Raw genomic sequence first — 18,039 nt, 5'->3', positions numbered from 1 at the left:
GGATTAATACGGAATTTTGCGGATTTGTTCTTCTATTTTGAAATGACATCCAGTTTTACTTTTCACATCAGCTAAATTGTATGGCGCAAACAGTTCTGTCAAAAGTAACCCCTCTTCATTAACCTTGAAAACAGCTAATTCTGTGATGATTAGGTCCACACAACCTGCCGATGTTAATGGTAGGGAGCAAGTTTCAACAATTTTGGGTTTTCCATTTTTATCACAATGGTTCATAACAACAATGACTTTTCTTGCCTTATGAGCAAGTTCCATTGCACCTCCCATGCCTGGTACCTTCTTTCCGGGGACAATCCAGTTTGCCAAATCACCTTTTTGACTTACCTGTAGTGAACCAAGAATGGTAATATCCACTCTCCCTTTTCGGATCATTCCAAAAGCAATAGAACTATCACAATAGGAGCCGCCCTTGTTCAATGTAACGGGAAATCCCCCTGCGTTACATAGGTTTTCATCCTCTTCTCCTTTGGTTGGGCTTGGTCCCATTCCAGTAATCCCGTTTTCGGCATGGAACATAACCATTGTTTCCTTGGTTAAGTGGTTCGGTACTAATGAGGGAATACCAATACCAAGGTTAACGACCATCCCATTTAGGATTTCTTCGGCAGCTCTTTTTGCAAGTTTATCTCTAAGATCTATTCCCATGCCCATTTCCAATTCACCCCCTTAGTTGGAATGACATAATCAACAAATACTCCTGGAGTAATTATTTCTTCAGGGTTAAGGCTTCCCATTGGAACAATTTCTTCTACTTCAGCAATCGTTAAATCTCCTGCCATTGCGACAAGTGGATTCGTATTGCGAGCGCTTTTGTCATATATTAAATTTCCGTACTCATCAGCCTTCTTGGCATAAACAATAGAAACCTCTGCCGTTAAAGCAGTCTCTATCAGATAGTCCTTGCCATTAAGATGAATACGCGGTTTATTTTTAGAGACCATGTCATTGTCCATCCCAATATCAGATAAAATTGCTGCTAATCCAACACCTCCAGCGCGGATTCTTTCTGCCAAAATACCCTGAGGGGAAAACTCTACTTCAAGCTTTCCTTTATGCATAAGCTCTCCTGCTATGGGGTTAGAACCGATATGGGAAGCAATGACCTTTTTAGCTCTGCCACGACTCACTATTTTTCCTATTCCTATATGTGGGAAACCTGTATCATTTCCGATTAAGGTGAGCTCACGGATTTCCTTTTCCAGAATACCGTCAATTAATGTCGGGGGTGATCCGACTCCGCCAAATCCCCCAAACATGATGGTCATTTCATCATGAAAAAATCTCAAAACAGTCTCTAATGTAGTAATTTTCCCGAAAGAATTCTCCATTCACACATCACCAACCATTTCAGCATTTCTTTCATTTAAAAAGGCTGTAAAAGTTTCTTTAAGTAAACCCACTAACTCTTCAATCTCTCTTTTTGTAATGATTAATGGTGGTGAAATAATAATAGAGTCACCGTTCATCCCATCAATCCCTGCACCTGCAGGGTAAACGATCAAGCCTTTTTCCTTAGCTAAAGCTACCATCTTCTGTGTAATTAATGCTTTTCTAGGATATGGTGTTTTATCAATTTGGCTTTCAACAAATTCTATACCAAGTAGTAGCCCCTTCCCTCGGACATCCCCGATAAATGGAAATAGCCCTTTTAGCTTTTCAATTTGATTTTTTAAATAAATCCCCTTATTTTCTACTTCACTAATAATCTTGTATTTTTCCAAGTATTCTAGAACGGCTAAGGACACAGCACATGATTGGGGATTTGCACTTAATGTATGTCCACTCATCACTGATTTTGATCCGGCCAAGATAGGTTCCATCACCTTTTCACTCGCTACAGCTGCTGCAATAGGGGCATATCCAGCCCCCATCCCTTTGCCAAAAGCTACAATATCGGGGATTACTCCCCAATACTCACAAGCAAGCATGGTTCCTGTCCGTCCAAAACCTGTCATCACTTCATCAGCAATAAATAGAATGTCATGTTTTTCGCATATCTCTTTAATCTTTCTAAAATAATCCTTAGGAGGGGCAATAGCTCCCCCCGCAGCACCAATAACTGGTTCAGCAATAAAAGCAGCTATTTGTTCGGCTCCTATTCTCAAGATAGCTGTTTCGAGTTCTTGAGCACAAAGAAACTGACAGGATGGAGCCTCAAGATTATAGGGACAACGATAGCAATAAGGAGGATTAATCACTGGGAATTCTTCTAGAAGTGGAACAAATCTAGCTCTTCTCCCCGTGTGTCCAGACATGGAAAGCGCGCCAAGCGTAATCCCGTGATAACTAACCCATCTTGATAACACTTTGTTTTTGGTTTGAATCCCTTTTTCTTGCCAGTATTGAATGGCCATTTTCATTGCTGTCTCAGTGGCCTCTGAGCCGCTATTTACAAAGAAGCTCCAGTTAAGGTCACCTGGGGTTAATTCGGCAATTTTTTTGGCAAGCTTCTCCGCTGGTTCACTTGTAAATTGAGATCGATAGACAAAGGAAACTTTTTTAGCTTGTTCTTGCATGGCTTCAATGATTTCCTCTGTCCCATGACCAATATTGGCAGTTACTGCACCTGAGGCAGCATCCAAATATTTTTTTCCGTCCATATCAAATAGATATATGCCCTTGCCATAATCAATAACAGGATATATTTCATCCAACATTGGTTTAATTAGAAATGAATTTTCCACTTGGACACCACTTTCTTTTACGAAATAAGTAAACCACTTATATAATTGTATGAAGTGATTTTTCATTCTATTTCCATGTGTTGAGATGACAGAAAAAAAACAGGCTTTTGAGCCTGTCTTTTACTTTTTATGGGTAATATTATAGAATTACATTTAGACTGCTGAAGGAAATGATTATATGAACACAATTAAAAAAATCCAAACAAAATCCAAAGAAATCTCCACTATTCAATTAATTGTTATCTTTTATTTCACTGCGTTAATTATTTCTACATTATTATTAAAAATTCCATTTGCACATCGTGAAAATGTATCATTAAGTTTTATTGATGCCATGTTCACTTCTGCAAGCGCGATTAGTGTGACTGGACTAAGTGTTATTTCAATAAAAGACACATTTAATAACTTCGGAATATTTCTCTTATGCATCATTTTACAGCTGGGTGGATTAGGGGTTATGTCTTTAAGCACATTTTTATGGATCATGTTGGGGAAAAAAGTGGGCCTTAAAGAAAGGCAGTTAATCATGATTGATCAAAACCAATCTAACCTATCTGGATTGGTTCAGCTGGCAAAAAGAATATTTATTATCATTATTACTTTTGAATTTATTGGCGGAATTATTTTGGGAATACGATTTTTGAAATATTTCGATAACCCCACATCTGCGTTTAAACATGGTTTCTTTTCATCCATTAGTGCAACCACTAATGCAGGATTTGATATTACTGGAGAGTCCCTTAATCCTTTTAACAATGACTACTTTATTCAAACAACTATTATTATTTTAATGATTGTAGGGGCAATTGGATTTCCTGTAATCGTGGAAGTTTTAGAATTCTTTTTAAGTCGTAAGGAGAAGAAAAAGTTTCATTTTACTCTTTTCACTAAGTTAACAACAGCTACATTTATCATCCTCACAGTAGTTGGAGCGTTGTTCATTTACATATTTGATAGCCGAAACTTTTTTGTCAACAAAGAATGGCATGAAGCCTTTTTTTATTCACTATTCCATTCAGCAACAACCAAAAGTGCAGGGTTAGCTACTATGGATATCAATGAATTCACCCCTAACAATCAACTTTTCCTTTCTATTTTAATGTTTATCGGCGGCTCACCTAGCAGTGCAAGCGGAGGAATACGAACCACGACCTTTTCTATAGCCATATTAGCTATCGTTTTTTACGCACGAGGGAAAAGTACGGTTAAAATATTCAGACGGGAATTACTTAGCGAAGATATTCTCAAATCATTTATCGTGATTACAACCGGTGCGTTCCTTTGTTTCTTTTCTATATTAGTTTTAACGATTACAGAAAAAGGGACTGTAATGGAAGTCATTTTTGAAGTTTCCTCTGCTTTTGGTACAAACGGACTGTCAATGGGGCTAACACCCAGATTAACTACATTTGGTGAGGTTTTAATCATTATTTTAATGTTTATTGGAAGAGTTGGAATCGTTACTTGTTTGCTTATTTTACGAGGAAAAGGCAGCAAGGAAAAGTTCAATTATCCGAAGGAAAAAGTAACCATTGGTTAAGCTTAATACAAAACGAGGAGGTATTAAATCACCTCCTCGTTTTGTATTTAAAACTCGCAGAAAGCTGCGGGTTAAGCCATTATTGTTACTTGTTTTTGTTCTGTTGGTGCTTTTTCAATAATATCCCTAGCGATCCAAATCCCACAAGCACTAGCCTGCGCCAGACCGCGAGTAATTCCTGCTCCATCACCACCAACATAAAGGCCGCTTATTTCAGACTCGAATCGGTCGTTTAACTTTGGTCTTGCTGAGTAAAATTTCGCTTCCACACCGTAAAATAAAGTATGCTCAGACGCAAGGCCAGGAGTAACCTGATTTAGAGCCTCAGTCATCTCAATCAAGCTTTTTAATGTATTATATGGTAGGACTAAACCAAGATCTCCAGGGACCGCTTCCTTCAAAGTCGGCTCAAGGAATCCTTCCTTAATCCTCTTTTCAGTCGATCTTCTGCCTTTTAAAATATCCCCGTACTTTTGAACAATTAAGCCACCGTTTGAAAGGGTATTGGCAAGTCGAGAAATTTCATGTGCATATTCATTCGGCTTATCAAATGGTTCGGAGAATGTATGGGAGACTAATAAAGCAAAATTGGTGTTCGGACTTCCAAGCTTTGGATCTTTATATGCATGCCCATTTGCTAACATAATCCCCGAATGATTTTCCACAACTACATGTCCCGAAGGATTGCTGCAAAAAGTTCGAACTCTCGTTCCCACCGATGTGTTAAACACAAACTTTCCTTCATACAAATGCTCATTTATTTCCTGCATGACAATGTTGGAAGTCTCCACTCTAACACCGATATCCACTTGGTTACTACTCATCCGAAGTCTACGAGATTTTAATAGATCAGAAAGCCATTTCGAACCATCTCTTCCAGGGGTAATAACAACTTTATCTGCATAAATATTTTTGTCCGATTTGAGTTTTATACCTTTTACAATATGCCCATTTACTGTTTTCTCTGTAATTAAATCCTCAACTTCTGTTTTAAATGACATCTCAATCTTTGTTGTTAAGTACTCAAAAATGCTTTTTAAGATTTCTAGATTTTGCTCCGTACCAAGATGACGAACTTGGGCACGCAATAGTTTTAGCCCCGCAGCATAACCACGGCGTTCAATATCCCTTACTTCATCCGTTAATGGATCTGTAATACTTTCAGTTGCACCATGCTTTAAATTAATCTCATCAACGTAACGAATTAACTCAACTACTTGAGAATCCGAAAGATAATCAGTCATCCAGCCACCAAATTCACTGGTAATATTAAACTTCCCATCAGAGTACGCGCCGGCACCACCAAAACCATTGGTAATTGAGCAGGCTGGCAAACAGCCCGCAAATTCTTTTCTTCCGGCAGCAGGCGGGCATTTTTCTATTTTTTTCTGTAAGATTGGGCAATTTCTCCGATAAATATCATGTCCTTTATCCACTAATAGCACCTTTGCGTTCGGCATTTTCAGTGTAAGTTCATAGCAGGTAAAAATCCCTGCGGGTCCAGCACCCACTACAATCACATCATATTTCGTATTCATTGTCCAATACCTCCAAAGTCATTTTACTCATCCACTGGTAAATATATCAGAATGGATGGGCACCGTCAACACTAAAAACGAACTATATTTTAGTAATAAAGTTTAATGTTCGTCTTTTGGTTCATTTTCAGAAAATACACGCATGAAAAATGACTCATGGAGAATATCCATGAGTCAGACTTTTCTTTTTAGCAAAAGTTCCAGCTTGCTCCGATGATAATTAACAAGATGAACAATACAACAATTAACGCGAATCCTCCAAAACCAAAGCCAACTCCACATCCAGCAGCAGGGTATGCTGGATAACCACAGCACCCATCAAACCCACCATATCCGTATCCATGATACATAAACATTCACTCCTCGATAATTTGTTTCTTTTCACTCTTACTTTATGAACTAGATACTTGACCTGTATGTGCATTCGCCTATATTATGAAAGACAATGATAAAAATTGCAGGTGAAACCATGAAATCAATAATAAAAAGTTTTATTAATGGAATCTTAACGATTGTTCCAATTATTCTCGTTTTCTATGTTATTTATAAGACCTTTCTCTTTTTAGACGGCTTGCTTGGCAATAGCTTGAAACCTTTTTTAAAGGAAGATTATATCCCAGGTTTCGGTCTACTCACCACCATCGTCTTAATTACAATTTTAGGATGGCTTTCAACAAAATTTATAACGAGCAAGATAATCAAACTGATTGACCATCTACTGGAAAGAATACCAATTGTTAAAACTATTTATTCAGTCATAAAAGATACCGTCCAATCCTTTCTAGGTGAAAAGAAAGCTTTCTCAAAGGTTGCACTAGTGGTCATTCCTGGAACTGATATGCGGAGTATGGGTTTTATAACGTCCGAACAGGTAGAAGATTTTTATAGTCCCCTAAAGGATCATGTGGCAGTCTATATTCCACAAACCTTCCAGGTAGCTGGATTTACTTTCCTTATCCCGAAGGACCAGGTAGAGATTATCGATGTTAAGCCTGAGGATGCAATGAAGTTTGTTCTCTCTGGAGGTATGACTTCAACATCGAAACAAAAGGGATAAGGGTAAAAAAAAAACCGCTTGCTGAGCGGCTTTTTTTTATAGGAAAGCATAAAATTCGACTTCGAGAATTGTCCAGCTCCAGCGCCTAGCCCCTCGGGTCAAATAACCTTCGGCAATAAAAGTCAAAAGGCGGACTTTTCTAGCCGAAGAACATTTGCCTGTCGGGGCTGATCAAGGCGCTTTCGCTTTTCTTACTTTACTTCAAATAGTTTTGCGAATTCCCCGTACCCTTCCTCTTCAAGTTTTTCCTTTGGAATAAACCTTAAAGCGGCCGAGTTAATACAGTACCGTAAGCCAGTTGGATGAGGTCCGTCATCAAACACATGGCCTAAATGGGAGTCAGCGGTTTTGCTTCTGACCTCCGTCCGAACCATAAAATGGCTGAAATCAGATTTTTCTACGACTTCTTCCTCTTGGATCGGCTTCGTAAAACTTGGCCAGCCACATCCAGCATCAAATTTATCCAACGAACTAAATAGAGGCTTACCAGAGACAAGGTCAACATAAATACCATCTCTAGTCTCATTCCAATACTCATTTCTGAAAGGAGGCTCTGTCCCATTATTTTGTGTTACTTCATATTGTATTGGAGTTAATTCCTGTTTTAACTTATCCTTATTTATCACTTTTCATCGCCCCAATGCTTATTGATAAATCCTGCCCTACCCGACCCTATATGATAGGACTCATAATGGGCACGATTTTTCTTATAATACTGCTGATGGTAATCCTCAGCTGGATAAAAGATCTTGGCGGGCAATATTGGAGTAACAATTGGTTTACTAAACCTACCACTTTCCTGTAATGCTCCCTTGGATTCTTCAGCCAGTCTTTTTTGCATTTCATTATGGTAAAAAATCGCCGTTTGATACGATTGTCCGCGGTCATAAAATTGACCGCCCGCATCTGTTGGATCAATTTGCTGCCAAAATAATTCGAGTAATTTTTCATATGGAAAAACATCGGGATCGAAGGTTATTTGTACAGCTTCATAATGGCCTGTTGTATCCGCGCATACCTGCTGATACGTAGGATATTCTACTGATCCTCCCGTATACCCGGAAATAACACTTATAATACCAGGCTGTTCGTCAAAGGGTTTTACCATACACCAAAAACAGCCTCCCGCAAATGTAGCAAGTTCAAATTTGTTGTCCATATATCCCACCCCTTCTGATGCTTTTAGTTTGTAATACAAGTATATAGAAAGTTAAATTAAAAATAAAATCTGCTGTTTGATACGAGAAAAAGCTGTCGAAAAACTTTCGATAGCCTGATTTTCTAATATATCCTTTATTGATTCACCGCATTAATTCTCTATTATACTATTATTATTTAGGGCTTCCTATAAGTATGTTGATTTCCGCTCCAGGCGGCTTCGCTTTCCGCGGGCGTGCCGGGGAGCCTCCTCGTCGCTTCGCTCCTGCGGGGTCTCCTCTGCCCCGTACTCCCACAGGAGTCTTCGCCGCCTTGCGCTCCTATCAACAGTGTGTATTCAATTAAAACCTTCCATTTAACTATTTAATAATAAGGCTGTGTTATAACTGAATATTGATTTCACAGTGTTTGAAAAATAAAGGGAAAAATTCCGCTTAAATTGGGAAATACCCTTATTTCCTTAAAAATAAGGGTATTTTTTCCCTTTATTTGATCCAAATCGTTGGATTTAGTCTTATTTTAGAGTAGTTAAGGGGAATTTTTCCACTTATTTCTGCTTATTAAGCTTACTTTTTATACAATAGCAGGAATTTCTCCCCTTATGATTCTCATACCTACACGAAAATCAAAAATGAATGATAACAAGCGAATACCGGAGCAGAAATCAACCGGCCTGTTAGCATGGACAATCTTTTAATAATAATCAGTATTATAGGTAGGTTAAAAATGAAAAATAGATATAATCTTTCTCGACAATCTGCAAAAAAAGGCTGATTATCAGCCTCTTTGTTTCTATCTGCTCTTTCGTTGCTTAATTTGTTTATTAATGTTTTTCCATTGTTTTCGTACTTCTGCCTGTGCTCGTTTATCCGTTTTTCTTTCAATATAAGCCAGCTCTTTTTGAAGCTTATTATAGCTCGTTAACCTTTCAATCGAAACGTCCCCATCTTTAATGGCCCTTACTACAGCACAGCCTGGTTCATCTTTATGTTGACAATCACGGAAGCGGCATTGTTCAGCCAAATTCTCAATTTCCGAGAAGGTTTCAGCTAATCCTTCTGAACTTTCCCATAGCTGTAATTCTCTCATTCCAGGAGTATCAATGAGTACACAGCCATTCGGTAAAAGGATCATCTCCCTATGGGTTGTCGTATGTCTTCCTTTATCATCACCCAACCTTATTTCCTTTACAAGTTGCTTTTCTTTCCCTAATAACCTGTTAGTTAATGTCGATTTCCCCACTCCTGATGACCCAAGCAGGGCAATTGTTTTTCCTGGTTTCAGGTATGGCTCTAAGCTTCCTAGACCAATACTCGTTTCCGAGCTGATTGGTATAACAGGAACAGCGCCCATTGCAATAGCTTCCACTTCATTAAGTTTTTCAAGGATATCTGAACAAAGATCAGCTTTGCTTAAAACAATTACCGGTGTTGCCCCACTTTCCCACGATAACAATAAATATCGTTCAATTCTTCTTAGATTTAGATCCTCATTTAATGAATTAACTAAAAATACCGTATCCACATTTGTAGCAACGATCTGCTCCTCTGCAGTGTCACCTGCAGATTTTCTTGAGAATTTACTTTTTCGTGGCAATATGGTCAAAATTGTGCCCTTTTCTTCTGAATATCTTGGCTTCAAACAGACCCAATCTCCTACAGCAGGGAAATCCTCACGGTTTTGAGCTTGAAAGCTAAATTTCCCTGATACTTCACAAAGCAGCTCACCTTGCTCCGTCCATACTCGATACAAGTGCTTATGCTCAAGTGCTACACGCCCAAGAACAAATTCTTCACTTGTTTTAACATTTTCAAAATCCTTTAATATTTTATCTGTTACTCCCATTGTGACTAAATTCATCTTAATTCCTCCAGCGAGAATGTATTTTTTACATAACAAAAAACCATAGGCACGCACAGCCCATGGTTTTACTCGCGTATTGGAATAAAGGGTAGAATCTCCCTAAATTGAACCTCTTTGGGCTGTGCAAACAATATTCAGATAATAAGTTCCACCAACATTTTCAATTAACATTGCACTTCACCCGCTTTCAATCGTAATTATTTTAAGTATATGTTTAAATTATCCATTTGTAAACAAAAAATGAAAAATTTTCAACATTCAACAAGAGATGGTAGACACCTACCTAAATAAGCATGAATAAATTATCATGTAAACCAATAGATAGGAGTTGAAACGAATGTCTGAAAAAAGAACTTATACCGATTATCTACAAAGAGCGGCAATGTATGATTTGTTGGCACAATACTATAAATATTCACTCCCAAATCTGCACATGCACTATTATGGCAAACATTTAAAATACATGAATAAAGCCCTGCAGTTTATGCGAACCCCTCCCCCACTATCTCAAACTGAGGCGAAAATTCGCATCCTTCATACCTCTCCTGACGCACCCAATGTAGATATCTATATTAACGGGAAGCGAGTAATCAGAGACTTACCATTTAAACAGGTAAGTAATGAACTTTCTTTAAAGGCGGGGAAATATCATATTGATATTTATCCTGCAGGGAACATGGTAGATAGTGTTTTAAATAAAAAAATAACAGTCGAGCCAGGAAAGTCCTATACATTAACGGCTATAGACTCTGTAAAAAAATTACGCCTTCTAGTATTTCAAAATGAGCCTTCAACACCATTGAATGAAGCAAAGGTGCGCTTTATCCACTTATCACCAGATGCTCCTCCACTAGATATTGCCGTAAAAGACCGAGATGTAATCTTCCCTAAAGTCTCTTATAAACAAGCAACAGAATATTTAGGCTTAACTCCAATGACAGTTGATCTTGAAGCAAGGGAGGCGGGCAGTAAAGAAGTGGTTCTTTCTTTGCCAAGTGTCTCTTTTAAACCCAATGAAAGCTACACAATTATATTTTTAGGATTAGTAAAAGAGAAACCTGAAATCCATTATATTACCGTGAAGGATTAAAAAAATAGAGTGGCTGACTATGAGTCAGCCCCCCTATTTCACTGGAACTAATATGGTAAAAGCAATATCATCTTTCTTTAAGTCAAACTTTTCTGCTTGGATTTTCAAATCACTTTTCAACTTCAATTGCTGCATGTGAACGTAAACCAAGTGATCGTTCGGTCGAATATCCACTCCCCTAGGGAGCTTGTAATTGTCACTTATAAATGATAAAACGTAAGCAATTGGTAGATGTAATCGGCCAATCGCCATTGATTTTTGTTTTAGAACCAAATCGCCATTTTTTAACGCTTCAGGTACAAAAGTAAGTTTCATATTTAGTTCTTCACTAAAAAACGGTAATGTTCCATATAGTTCCACTTCATCCCCAAGTACGACTTTGTACTCTATTGGTGAATCTGCAGCTTCTTCCTTCAAGTAATGGTTGATTAGCCGATTAAGATCATTCTTATTTGATTTTACATGGAAGGATACATGATCCTCCTTTAAATCTTTTTGTTTGCTACTTTCCTTATTACTCGCTGGCATCATTATTAGAGAGAAGACGATAATAGCGATTAATAGGTTGATTCCTAACAAGAGAAGGAACCCCATCTTCCACTTGTTTTTCATAAATTTCTAATTCTCCTTTGTACTGACGGTATAGGAGTTTCTCTCCAAATCAGGTAATACACTTTCTCCTAGTGTTTGATTCAACCTTTGTGCAATCAGTTCATATCCTTTATTATTTGGATGGAAATTATCTGTATACAATAGGTCTTCAGCTGCATTTAAGAATACATCCTCAATTGGGACAAAATAGGCATGAGGATAATTGGCAATGACCATTTGACCAGTTTGGTTCCAATCGGCAACAATTTGATCCATCTCTTTAATATCTGAAAACCATTTGGAGAATGGATTATATAGACCAACTAAAACGATGGATGCATCCGGATTTTCTTGAACAATAGCCTCCATTATTTGAGTTAAATGGTCTTTGTAGTTTTCTCTTTCCTTCATAAAGTCAGAAACCTGAAGATTAGAGAAATGATCCTTTACCACTTTCATAATATCATTGCCGCCAATTGTCAGTATTACTAAATCAGCCTTCTTTATTGCTATTTTCATTTCCGGCGATTGAAGTCTTTTTAAAAGTTGAGTGGTTCGATTACCTTTTACACCAAAATTATAAAAGTCCACTTCCTGAATCCCTTTTTCCTTTTCTAACATAGACTCTAAATAGGGTAAGTATCCGCCGCTACCAGTACTATCCCCTATACCTTTGGTTAAGGAATCACCTGCTGAAACAACCGTTAGCTTGCGCGGATAAAAATCCGCTGGAATTTGCTCAAAAACCTGTGCTGCTACCTTCTTTTCTTGATGAAACTCTAAAGGGTTAGATTGACTACATGAACTTAAAAATAATAACGGGAGAATTAGAGCGGTGAAAAACATTTTCATCTTTATTCACCTGCTTTCTAAACTAATTTTATTATACCACGACCCAAATCATTCAAAACAAATATACACTATATCCTATTCTTGGCAAAAAAAATAGACCATTTCATTGGTCTATTGTAACGATTTAATATCAGAAATTATTTCTTCAAAGGGGACATCCTTGTATCCATTATAGGACTTTTTTATATTCCCATTCTGGTCGACTAAATAGATAGAGGTTCCATGAACCACTTGATTTCCTTCTTCCGGTTTTTTTACAAGTGCCTTATAGTTTTTTAACGCGAATTTTTCAATAAACGCTTGAGAATATCCGGTTAATAACGTCCAATTTTTTAGATCGGCTCCGAACTGCGTAGCATAATTTTTTAATGCTTCAGGAGTATCCACTGTAGGATCGACACTGAAGGAAACAAATTCTACGTTTTCTAACCCTTCATCTTTTACCTTTTTTTGTAATTTAGCCATATTAGCTGTCATTGGCGGGCAGACATCGGCACAGCTTGTAAAAATAAAATCTGAAATCCAAACCTTACCTTTTAAATCTTTTAATCCAACCGTCTTATGCTCCTGACTAGTTGCTGTAAAATCTTTAATAGGCCAATTAACAGCATTTTCTATTTCATTTTTTCCACATCCAGCTAATAAAAGCATACCAACGATAACACAATACAACAAAAACCGAATCTTCATTTAATCACCTGCAACCTTTTCTATTCATTTCGTGAATAGTTTAACAAAGAAAGACAAAAGTGAAAAGAGAAACAGTAGTAATCAATCAATAACACCTGTTTTTTCAATCCGATTTTTCACTTGAACATCAAACTCAGCCTTTTTGTATAGTTCTCTCCATTTCTCTTTGGATATTTGCTGGCCCCTGTAATGTACTTCATACTCGTTGCCAAAGCCGATAGGATCAATATCTAGTTCCCTTAGATGATAAAGTAAATCCTCTACTTGCTTTTCCATTGCTTTATTCATTTTTTTCTCTAGTAGCTTTACCGTAGCCGGTTTGGCCAAATCTAGTGGCTCTGTCATCTCTAATAATCTTGAATCTAATTTTATTTCCACTTTGAATTTGAGGTTCTGCTTGTCAATCAATTTTATTTTAGACTTGCTCCTTATATTATCAATGGTGAGGTACACTTTATTATACAAAGGGCTTGGTACTAAACCTTTTAACATAATATCTTGAAGTTCCTCTTTTTTGAATCCTATTTCGAGTGTTCCGGCTTTATATTTATCAACTAAAATCTTCAAAAAGAATAGCTGTGATTGCTTCAGTTCATCCACCAATCGATCCTCTTTAAATAGGCCTACACCTGAAATAACCACATCCCCACCTTGCAATTTTAAAATGGGAAGAACGGGATCTTTTCCAATATCATAGTAATTATGATTAAATTCTTGTAAGGTGGGTGAGATAATCTGCTCTCCTTCGACATTCTGTTTGATTAAATTATAGATATATGTGCCAAGGTTAATATTTGTTTTACTTTGGTCAATTTTCATAATCTCCTCAGCCGTTTGGTCTGCAATTGTTAAATAGACCATGTTCCCAATAGCTGCATCACGGTTTAAGGTATCAACTAATTGAATAATACCTCTTTCAGCTAGTTCTCTACTATAAACAACCGACCGAAGCTGTCCTGAGACCAGTTTTTGATTGGATTTAAGATTTTCTGCTTGCCTTAATCCTTTGCTTGTTTTTGAAATAGCGCTTATAACCTTTGTTACTGATTTTGCCATGGGATCAAACTTTTGCACGACGACAATTCCTTTAATTTGCTCCTTGCCTACTAAATCGTATCCGGCAGAAGTAATAAGACCCAATTTTTCAAGTGGCTTTTGTTCCACACATCCTGCCATGATAAACATGCAAGAAGCGAATAATACTAATAATTTACTTCTGCTACACTTCTGCATTCGATTTCTTCCTCCTTTGAAGCCACTTTTTCATAGAAACAATCATTGAAAGGAGTATTGGATAACAGAACGCTGCAACGAATCCGAGCTTAGCTGTGTAATCAGTTACTACATTCATTTGGTATCGTGCCTTAATAAAAAAAGTTCCTATCCAAACCAAAAGCCCAACGATCCAAATCCCCCTTTTCTGTTTCATTTGAAAGATTCGGTTAAGGCCTTTGGATGCAGCCCATAAATAACCGCACATGTTTGGTAAAATAATTAACATCCAAAAGGAAACAGCAATAAATTCAAATCGTTCTAAGTTTGGCAGTTTCACAATCTTAAACATCGATAATACCGGCCAAATGGTTCGTGCTAATCCATTTTCAGAAAAAAAAGCAATACAAACTAAAGTAATCAATGTAAATATTGCTGTTGTATAAAGATTTCCTATTTGCGTGTATAACAACATTCTCTTTTTGTTTTTTACATAAGGATAAAAAAACATAATTAATTCAAATCCCATGAGGGAGAGAGTGGTTTTGTACATTCCCTTCACTAGCTGCATCATATTAATGTTCATAATGGGAAGTAGATGTTTGAAATCGGAATACCTAATAGGTACAGTGATGAAAAAGTTGAGCCAAAAGGTCCCCAATACTGATAGGAAGGCCACTCCTACAATTACACGAACACCACCAGTTACAGCATAAATAGTTAGAAGGATTAAAACTAAAGAAATTTGCCAGGTGGGGAGATCTGGAAAAATCCAAACTTGGATAATTTCAATATAATTCATAAGGATAATAAAAAAACTAAGGCTTAAATACAGCATATAGAAAATACTTAATGCATGACCTATCCATTTACCAAAAACATCAACATGGATACCGTACAAATCGGCACTGTCATATTTACCAAGCATATGTACCATCATGACTAATACAAATGCAGTAAAAAGCCCCCCAAGAAGGACAGCGAGCCATGCATCATGCTTTGCTTCCATATAAACAACTCTCGGAAGTCCTACTATACCTACTCCCGTTTGGATGGCATGGACAATAAACAAGACAAGAAATGCTTCAAATAACAGTCCCTCTTTCGGATGTAAATTCACTTTCATCTTGACCGCTCCTATTCATCTACATCCTTCTTTTTCATCGCTTTTTTCTCTTTAAATCGACTATTATCAACTGGATGATTGGTTACTGGCCTAAATGACAAGTATTGAACGGGAAATTTAATGATACTGTAACCTAAGTCCCTCCAACGAAACGGATAGACTGGCATAAAATACGGACTCCCTAAGGAAGTCAGTTTCAGCAAATGAATAAGAAAAAAACAAAATGACAGCATGATACCAATACCACCCCATATACCCGCTACCAGTATAATAGGAAACCGAATCATTCGAATGGCGGTACCCATGATATAACTTGGAGAAGTAAACGACCCAAGTGCACTGAGGGCAATAATGATTATTAAGATATTACTGGTAAAACCAGCTTGAACGGCAGCCTGTCCGATGACAATACCGCCTACGATACCCATGGTTTGCCCCACTTTTGTTGGTAGTCTAGCACCAGCCTCTCTTAAGAGTTCAATAACAAATTCTAATAACAATGCTTCAAATACCGGAGGGAACGGAACATTTGCCCTGGATTGCCCTAATGATACAAGCAAGGGAGACGGGATTACCTCATAATGATAGGTCAAAACCGCCACATATGCTGGAGTTAATAAGACAGATAAAAAAATAGCTATAATCCTCAGCAATCTTAAGAACATTCCCATGTTCCAGCGCATATAAACGTCTTCAGTGGATTCAAAAAAGCTTAAAAAAGGGGTTGGTCCATATATCGCCGCAGGTGACCGGTCCATTAAGACTGCAACTTTCCCTCTCATTAATGAAAGGGATACACGGTCTGGAAGCTCGGAGGACATAATTTGTGGAAATACAGTCCAACTATTATCCTCAATCAACTGCCCTAATACGGTTGTATCTGGAATATAATCAAACTCTAAGTCATTAATTCTTTGCTTAAAGGTATTTACATTTTCTTCATCTGCAATATCTCTTATATAAACAATCTTTCCAGGTGTTTTAACCCTGCTCCCAATACTTATATCTTCCATACATAATTCTTTATCCTTAAGATTACTTCTAATAATATTTAAATTTCCTATTAGGGACTCGGTAAAAGAAATCTTCGGTCCATAAACTAATGATTCTGTTTCCGCTTTTTCTAAAGATCTCTCTACTGTTGTACCGATATTCGCGAGGATTCCGAATGGCTCACCGTCAATATATATATAGGCATAGCCCTCAATTAAAGAGGATACGACCTCGTTTAATTGATTGGCTGCTTGCAGTTCAGCAATAGGTAAAATTTGTGCTAGATTTTCTGTTGTCCAATCCATTGAATCTTTTTGCTGTTGAACAGGTAATAAAATAAACTCATCTAAACTCGTCTTATCAATCAAGCTACTTAGGAAACAAAAAAGAATCTTTTTTCCATCTTTTTTTAAGGTTCGAAAGTTAATATCTGAACATGCTCCCAGTTCACTGTTTAACTGATCTTTAAGTTCATCTACATCAAAACTATGCTTTTTACATTCATCTGACTGATTATTTTTGGATTTTCGCTTAAACATTGTCAGCACCTTTTTTAATACTATTTTTTTTAGGTTTACCAAAAATTCAATTTTTACCCATGTTAAAAGGATACCTATATTTGCATAGTGGTTTCCTTGCAAAAAACAATATGGTACAATGAATGAGTATTCATTCATTGTATCTGTTTGAACAATCATACAGATTTCTACTTTAAGAGGTGATTTTAATGGAGCGAATTGGTCCGATTATGATACTAGAAGGTCCAAATTATAGCAAGGTCCCTTTTTCAAGAAGTCTTTTTATAGATTGTCCTGAAAAAGTGTTAATCGATAGTGGGGCCGATGCACATCAGCTGTTAGAACTTGATAGGGAATATGGTGTGGAGCTAATCATAAACACCCACTACCACCCTGACCATACTCTCCATAATCATTTGTTTAGGGATGCTACAAAACTAATTAATCCCATTGAGTACGAGACCTCATTAACAATTGAGGGGGTAGCAAGTGTCAATGGAGTCTATCAAGAATGGGGCGCTGAAGGCGTCGAGCAGTGGAAAAAAACCCTTCCACAGGAATGGGTTAAAAACCTTGGCGAGATTTCGGGAACCTATGAATATGAAACGAACTATATTTTTGGAGATGTAAAAGTACAATTTCTACATACCCCTGGGCATACGATGGGTTTATCTTGCCCTTACTTTCCTGAATTGGGTGTGGTATTCGCTGGGGATTATGACATGACGTCTTTTGGTCCGTGGTATAACGGTAGTGACGGAAATATTGAGGATTTTATTGCCTCTGGTAAACGATTACTTTCCCTTGATGCCGATACGTACATAACCGGACATCAAAAAGGTATTTTCAATAAAAAAGAGTTTCATCAAGCGATGGAAACATTCCTTGCCATCATCGACAGAAGAGACCACGTAATTGATCAATATATAAAACAGGGCATGAACTTTGAGGAACTGACGAATATCGGTATCTTTTATCCAAAGAAAATGCTGCAAAACTCGATACTTAAAACCTGGGAACGTGGAGGAATTCGAAAGCATCTGCACCGCCTAGGCTATACAGTTGAGGAGTCTTCTCTCGAGCTAGTCAGTAAAAAATAACAGGTTGGT

At 37.4% G+C, this 18,039-nt stretch carries 18 protein-coding genes; 4 read left to right on the top strand and 14 right to left on the bottom strand.

Going from position 1 to position 18,039, the window contains the following annotated elements; genetic code table 11:
• Nucleotides 1-3: 3 nt before the first annotated feature.
• The 3 genes from AA0X95_RS12770 to AA0X95_RS12760 are packed head-to-tail and all read right to left on the bottom strand — an operon-like array spanning nt 4 to nt 2,702.
• Nucleotides 4-669: a 3-oxoacid CoA-transferase subunit B gene (locus tag AA0X95_RS12770; RefSeq protein WP_413309373.1), complete on the bottom strand. Its 666-nt coding sequence runs from the start codon at nt 667-669 to the stop codon at nt 4-6.
• Nucleotides 654-1,346, bottom strand: coding sequence for a CoA transferase subunit A (locus AA0X95_RS12765; RefSeq protein ID WP_413309371.1), 693 nt, complete (start codon nt 1,344-1,346; stop codon nt 654-656). Before AA0X95_RS12765 ends, AA0X95_RS12770 begins: the two co-directional genes overlap by 16 nt.
• Nucleotides 1,347-2,702 carry an aspartate aminotransferase family protein gene (locus AA0X95_RS12760; protein ID WP_413309369.1) on the bottom strand — a complete coding sequence of 452 codons (1,356 nt, stop codon included), beginning with the start codon at nt 2,700-2,702 and terminating at the stop codon, nt 1,347-1,349.
• A gap of 178 nt (nt 2,703-2,880) precedes the next feature.
• Here AA0X95_RS12760 and AA0X95_RS12755 point away from each other — a divergent pair, with 178 nt between their 5' ends.
• On the top strand, nt 2,881-4,242 hold the full coding sequence (locus AA0X95_RS12755) for a TrkH family potassium uptake protein (RefSeq protein WP_413309367.1): 1,362 nt from the start codon (nt 2,881-2,883) through the stop codon (nt 4,240-4,242).
• 71 nt (nt 4,243-4,313) lie between these two features.
• On the opposite strand, the gene AA0X95_RS12750 is transcribed toward AA0X95_RS12755, so the two are convergent.
• Both AA0X95_RS12750 and AA0X95_RS12745 read right to left on the bottom strand, forming a co-directional pair.
• Nucleotides 4,314-5,780: an NAD(P)/FAD-dependent oxidoreductase gene (locus AA0X95_RS12750; RefSeq protein ID WP_413309365.1), complete on the bottom strand. Its 1,467-nt coding sequence runs from the start codon at nt 5,778-5,780 to the stop codon at nt 4,314-4,316.
• A gap of 188 nt (nt 5,781-5,968) precedes the next feature.
• Nucleotides 5,969-6,130, bottom strand: a complete 162-nt coding sequence (locus AA0X95_RS12745) for a YjcZ family sporulation protein (RefSeq protein ID WP_413309363.1) — start codon at nt 6,128-6,130, stop codon at nt 5,969-5,971.
• 119 nt (nt 6,131-6,249) lie between these two features.
• On the opposite strand from AA0X95_RS12745, the gene AA0X95_RS12740 reads away from it, so the two are divergent.
• Nucleotides 6,250-6,837, top strand: coding sequence for a DUF502 domain-containing protein (locus AA0X95_RS12740; RefSeq protein ID WP_413309361.1), 588 nt, complete (start codon nt 6,250-6,252; stop codon nt 6,835-6,837).
• A gap of 191 nt (nt 6,838-7,028) precedes the next feature.
• Here the strand turns inward: AA0X95_RS12740 and msrB are convergent, their stop codons facing one another.
• From msrB to rsgA, 3 genes are all read right to left on the bottom strand, one after another.
• Nucleotides 7,029-7,463 carry a peptide-methionine (R)-S-oxide reductase MsrB gene (gene msrB / locus AA0X95_RS12735; protein ID WP_413309359.1) on the bottom strand — a complete coding sequence of 145 codons (435 nt, stop codon included), beginning with the start codon at nt 7,461-7,463 and terminating at the stop codon, nt 7,029-7,031.
• Nucleotides 7,460-7,996: a peptide-methionine (S)-S-oxide reductase MsrA gene (gene msrA / locus AA0X95_RS12730; protein WP_413309357.1), complete on the bottom strand. Its 537-nt coding sequence runs from the start codon at nt 7,994-7,996 to the stop codon at nt 7,460-7,462. The genes msrB and msrA overlap by 4 nt, the downstream gene beginning before the upstream one ends.
• A gap of 791 nt (nt 7,997-8,787) precedes the next feature.
• Nucleotides 8,788-9,855 carry a ribosome small subunit-dependent GTPase A gene (gene rsgA / locus AA0X95_RS12725; protein ID WP_413309355.1) on the bottom strand — a complete coding sequence of 356 codons (1,068 nt, stop codon included), beginning with the start codon at nt 9,853-9,855 and terminating at the stop codon, nt 8,788-8,790.
• Between the two features lie 340 nt (nt 9,856-10,195).
• Between rsgA and AA0X95_RS12720 the strand changes: the two genes are divergently transcribed.
• On the top strand, nt 10,196-10,948 hold the full coding sequence (locus tag AA0X95_RS12720; RefSeq protein WP_413309353.1) for a DUF4397 domain-containing protein: 753 nt from the start codon (nt 10,196-10,198) through the stop codon (nt 10,946-10,948).
• Nucleotides 10,949-10,981: 33 nt separating this feature from the next.
• Here the strand turns inward: AA0X95_RS12720 and AA0X95_RS12715 are convergent, their stop codons facing one another.
• From AA0X95_RS12715 to AA0X95_RS12690, 6 genes are all read right to left on the bottom strand, one after another.
• Nucleotides 10,982-11,560, bottom strand: a complete 579-nt coding sequence (locus AA0X95_RS12715; protein WP_413309351.1) for a YpmS family protein — start codon at nt 11,558-11,560, stop codon at nt 10,982-10,984.
• A gap of 6 nt (nt 11,561-11,566) precedes the next feature.
• On the bottom strand, nt 11,567-12,391 hold the full coding sequence (locus tag AA0X95_RS12710) for an SGNH/GDSL hydrolase family protein (protein ID WP_413309349.1): 825 nt from the start codon (nt 12,389-12,391) through the stop codon (nt 11,567-11,569).
• Between the two features lie 111 nt (nt 12,392-12,502).
• The gene (locus AA0X95_RS12705) at nt 12,503-13,081 is read right to left on the bottom strand and encodes an SCO family protein (protein ID WP_413309347.1); all 579 of its coding nucleotides are present in this window, start codon (nt 13,079-13,081) and stop codon (nt 12,503-12,505) included.
• An 81-nt stretch (nt 13,082-13,162) separates the two neighbouring features.
• Complete coding sequence (locus AA0X95_RS12700) at nt 13,163-14,314, bottom strand: Ger(x)C family spore germination protein (RefSeq protein WP_413309345.1); 1,152 nt, start codon at nt 14,312-14,314, stop codon at nt 13,163-13,165.
• Nucleotides 14,301-15,419, bottom strand: a complete 1,119-nt coding sequence (locus tag AA0X95_RS12695) for a GerAB/ArcD/ProY family transporter (protein ID WP_413309343.1) — start codon at nt 15,417-15,419, stop codon at nt 14,301-14,303. Before AA0X95_RS12695 ends, AA0X95_RS12700 begins: the two co-directional genes overlap by 14 nt.
• An 11-nt stretch (nt 15,420-15,430) precedes the next feature.
• A complete protein-coding gene (locus tag AA0X95_RS12690; RefSeq protein ID WP_413310008.1) occupies nt 15,431-16,951 on the bottom strand; it encodes a spore germination protein in 1,521 nt (506 codons plus the stop codon).
• Between the two features lie 188 nt (nt 16,952-17,139).
• On the opposite strand from AA0X95_RS12690, the gene AA0X95_RS12685 reads away from it, so the two are divergent.
• The gene (locus AA0X95_RS12685; RefSeq protein WP_413309341.1) at nt 17,140-18,030 is read left to right on the top strand and encodes an MBL fold metallo-hydrolase; all 891 of its coding nucleotides are present in this window, start codon (nt 17,140-17,142) and stop codon (nt 18,028-18,030) included.
• Nucleotides 18,031-18,039 lie beyond the last annotated feature (9 nt).

It is taken from the genome of Neobacillus phoenicis (assembly GCF_047302305.1).
In the GTDB taxonomy this organism is placed as follows: domain Bacteria; phylum Bacillota; class Bacilli; order Bacillales; family Cytobacillaceae; genus Neobacillus.
This window is presented reverse-complemented; position numbering and strand designations above follow the sequence as displayed.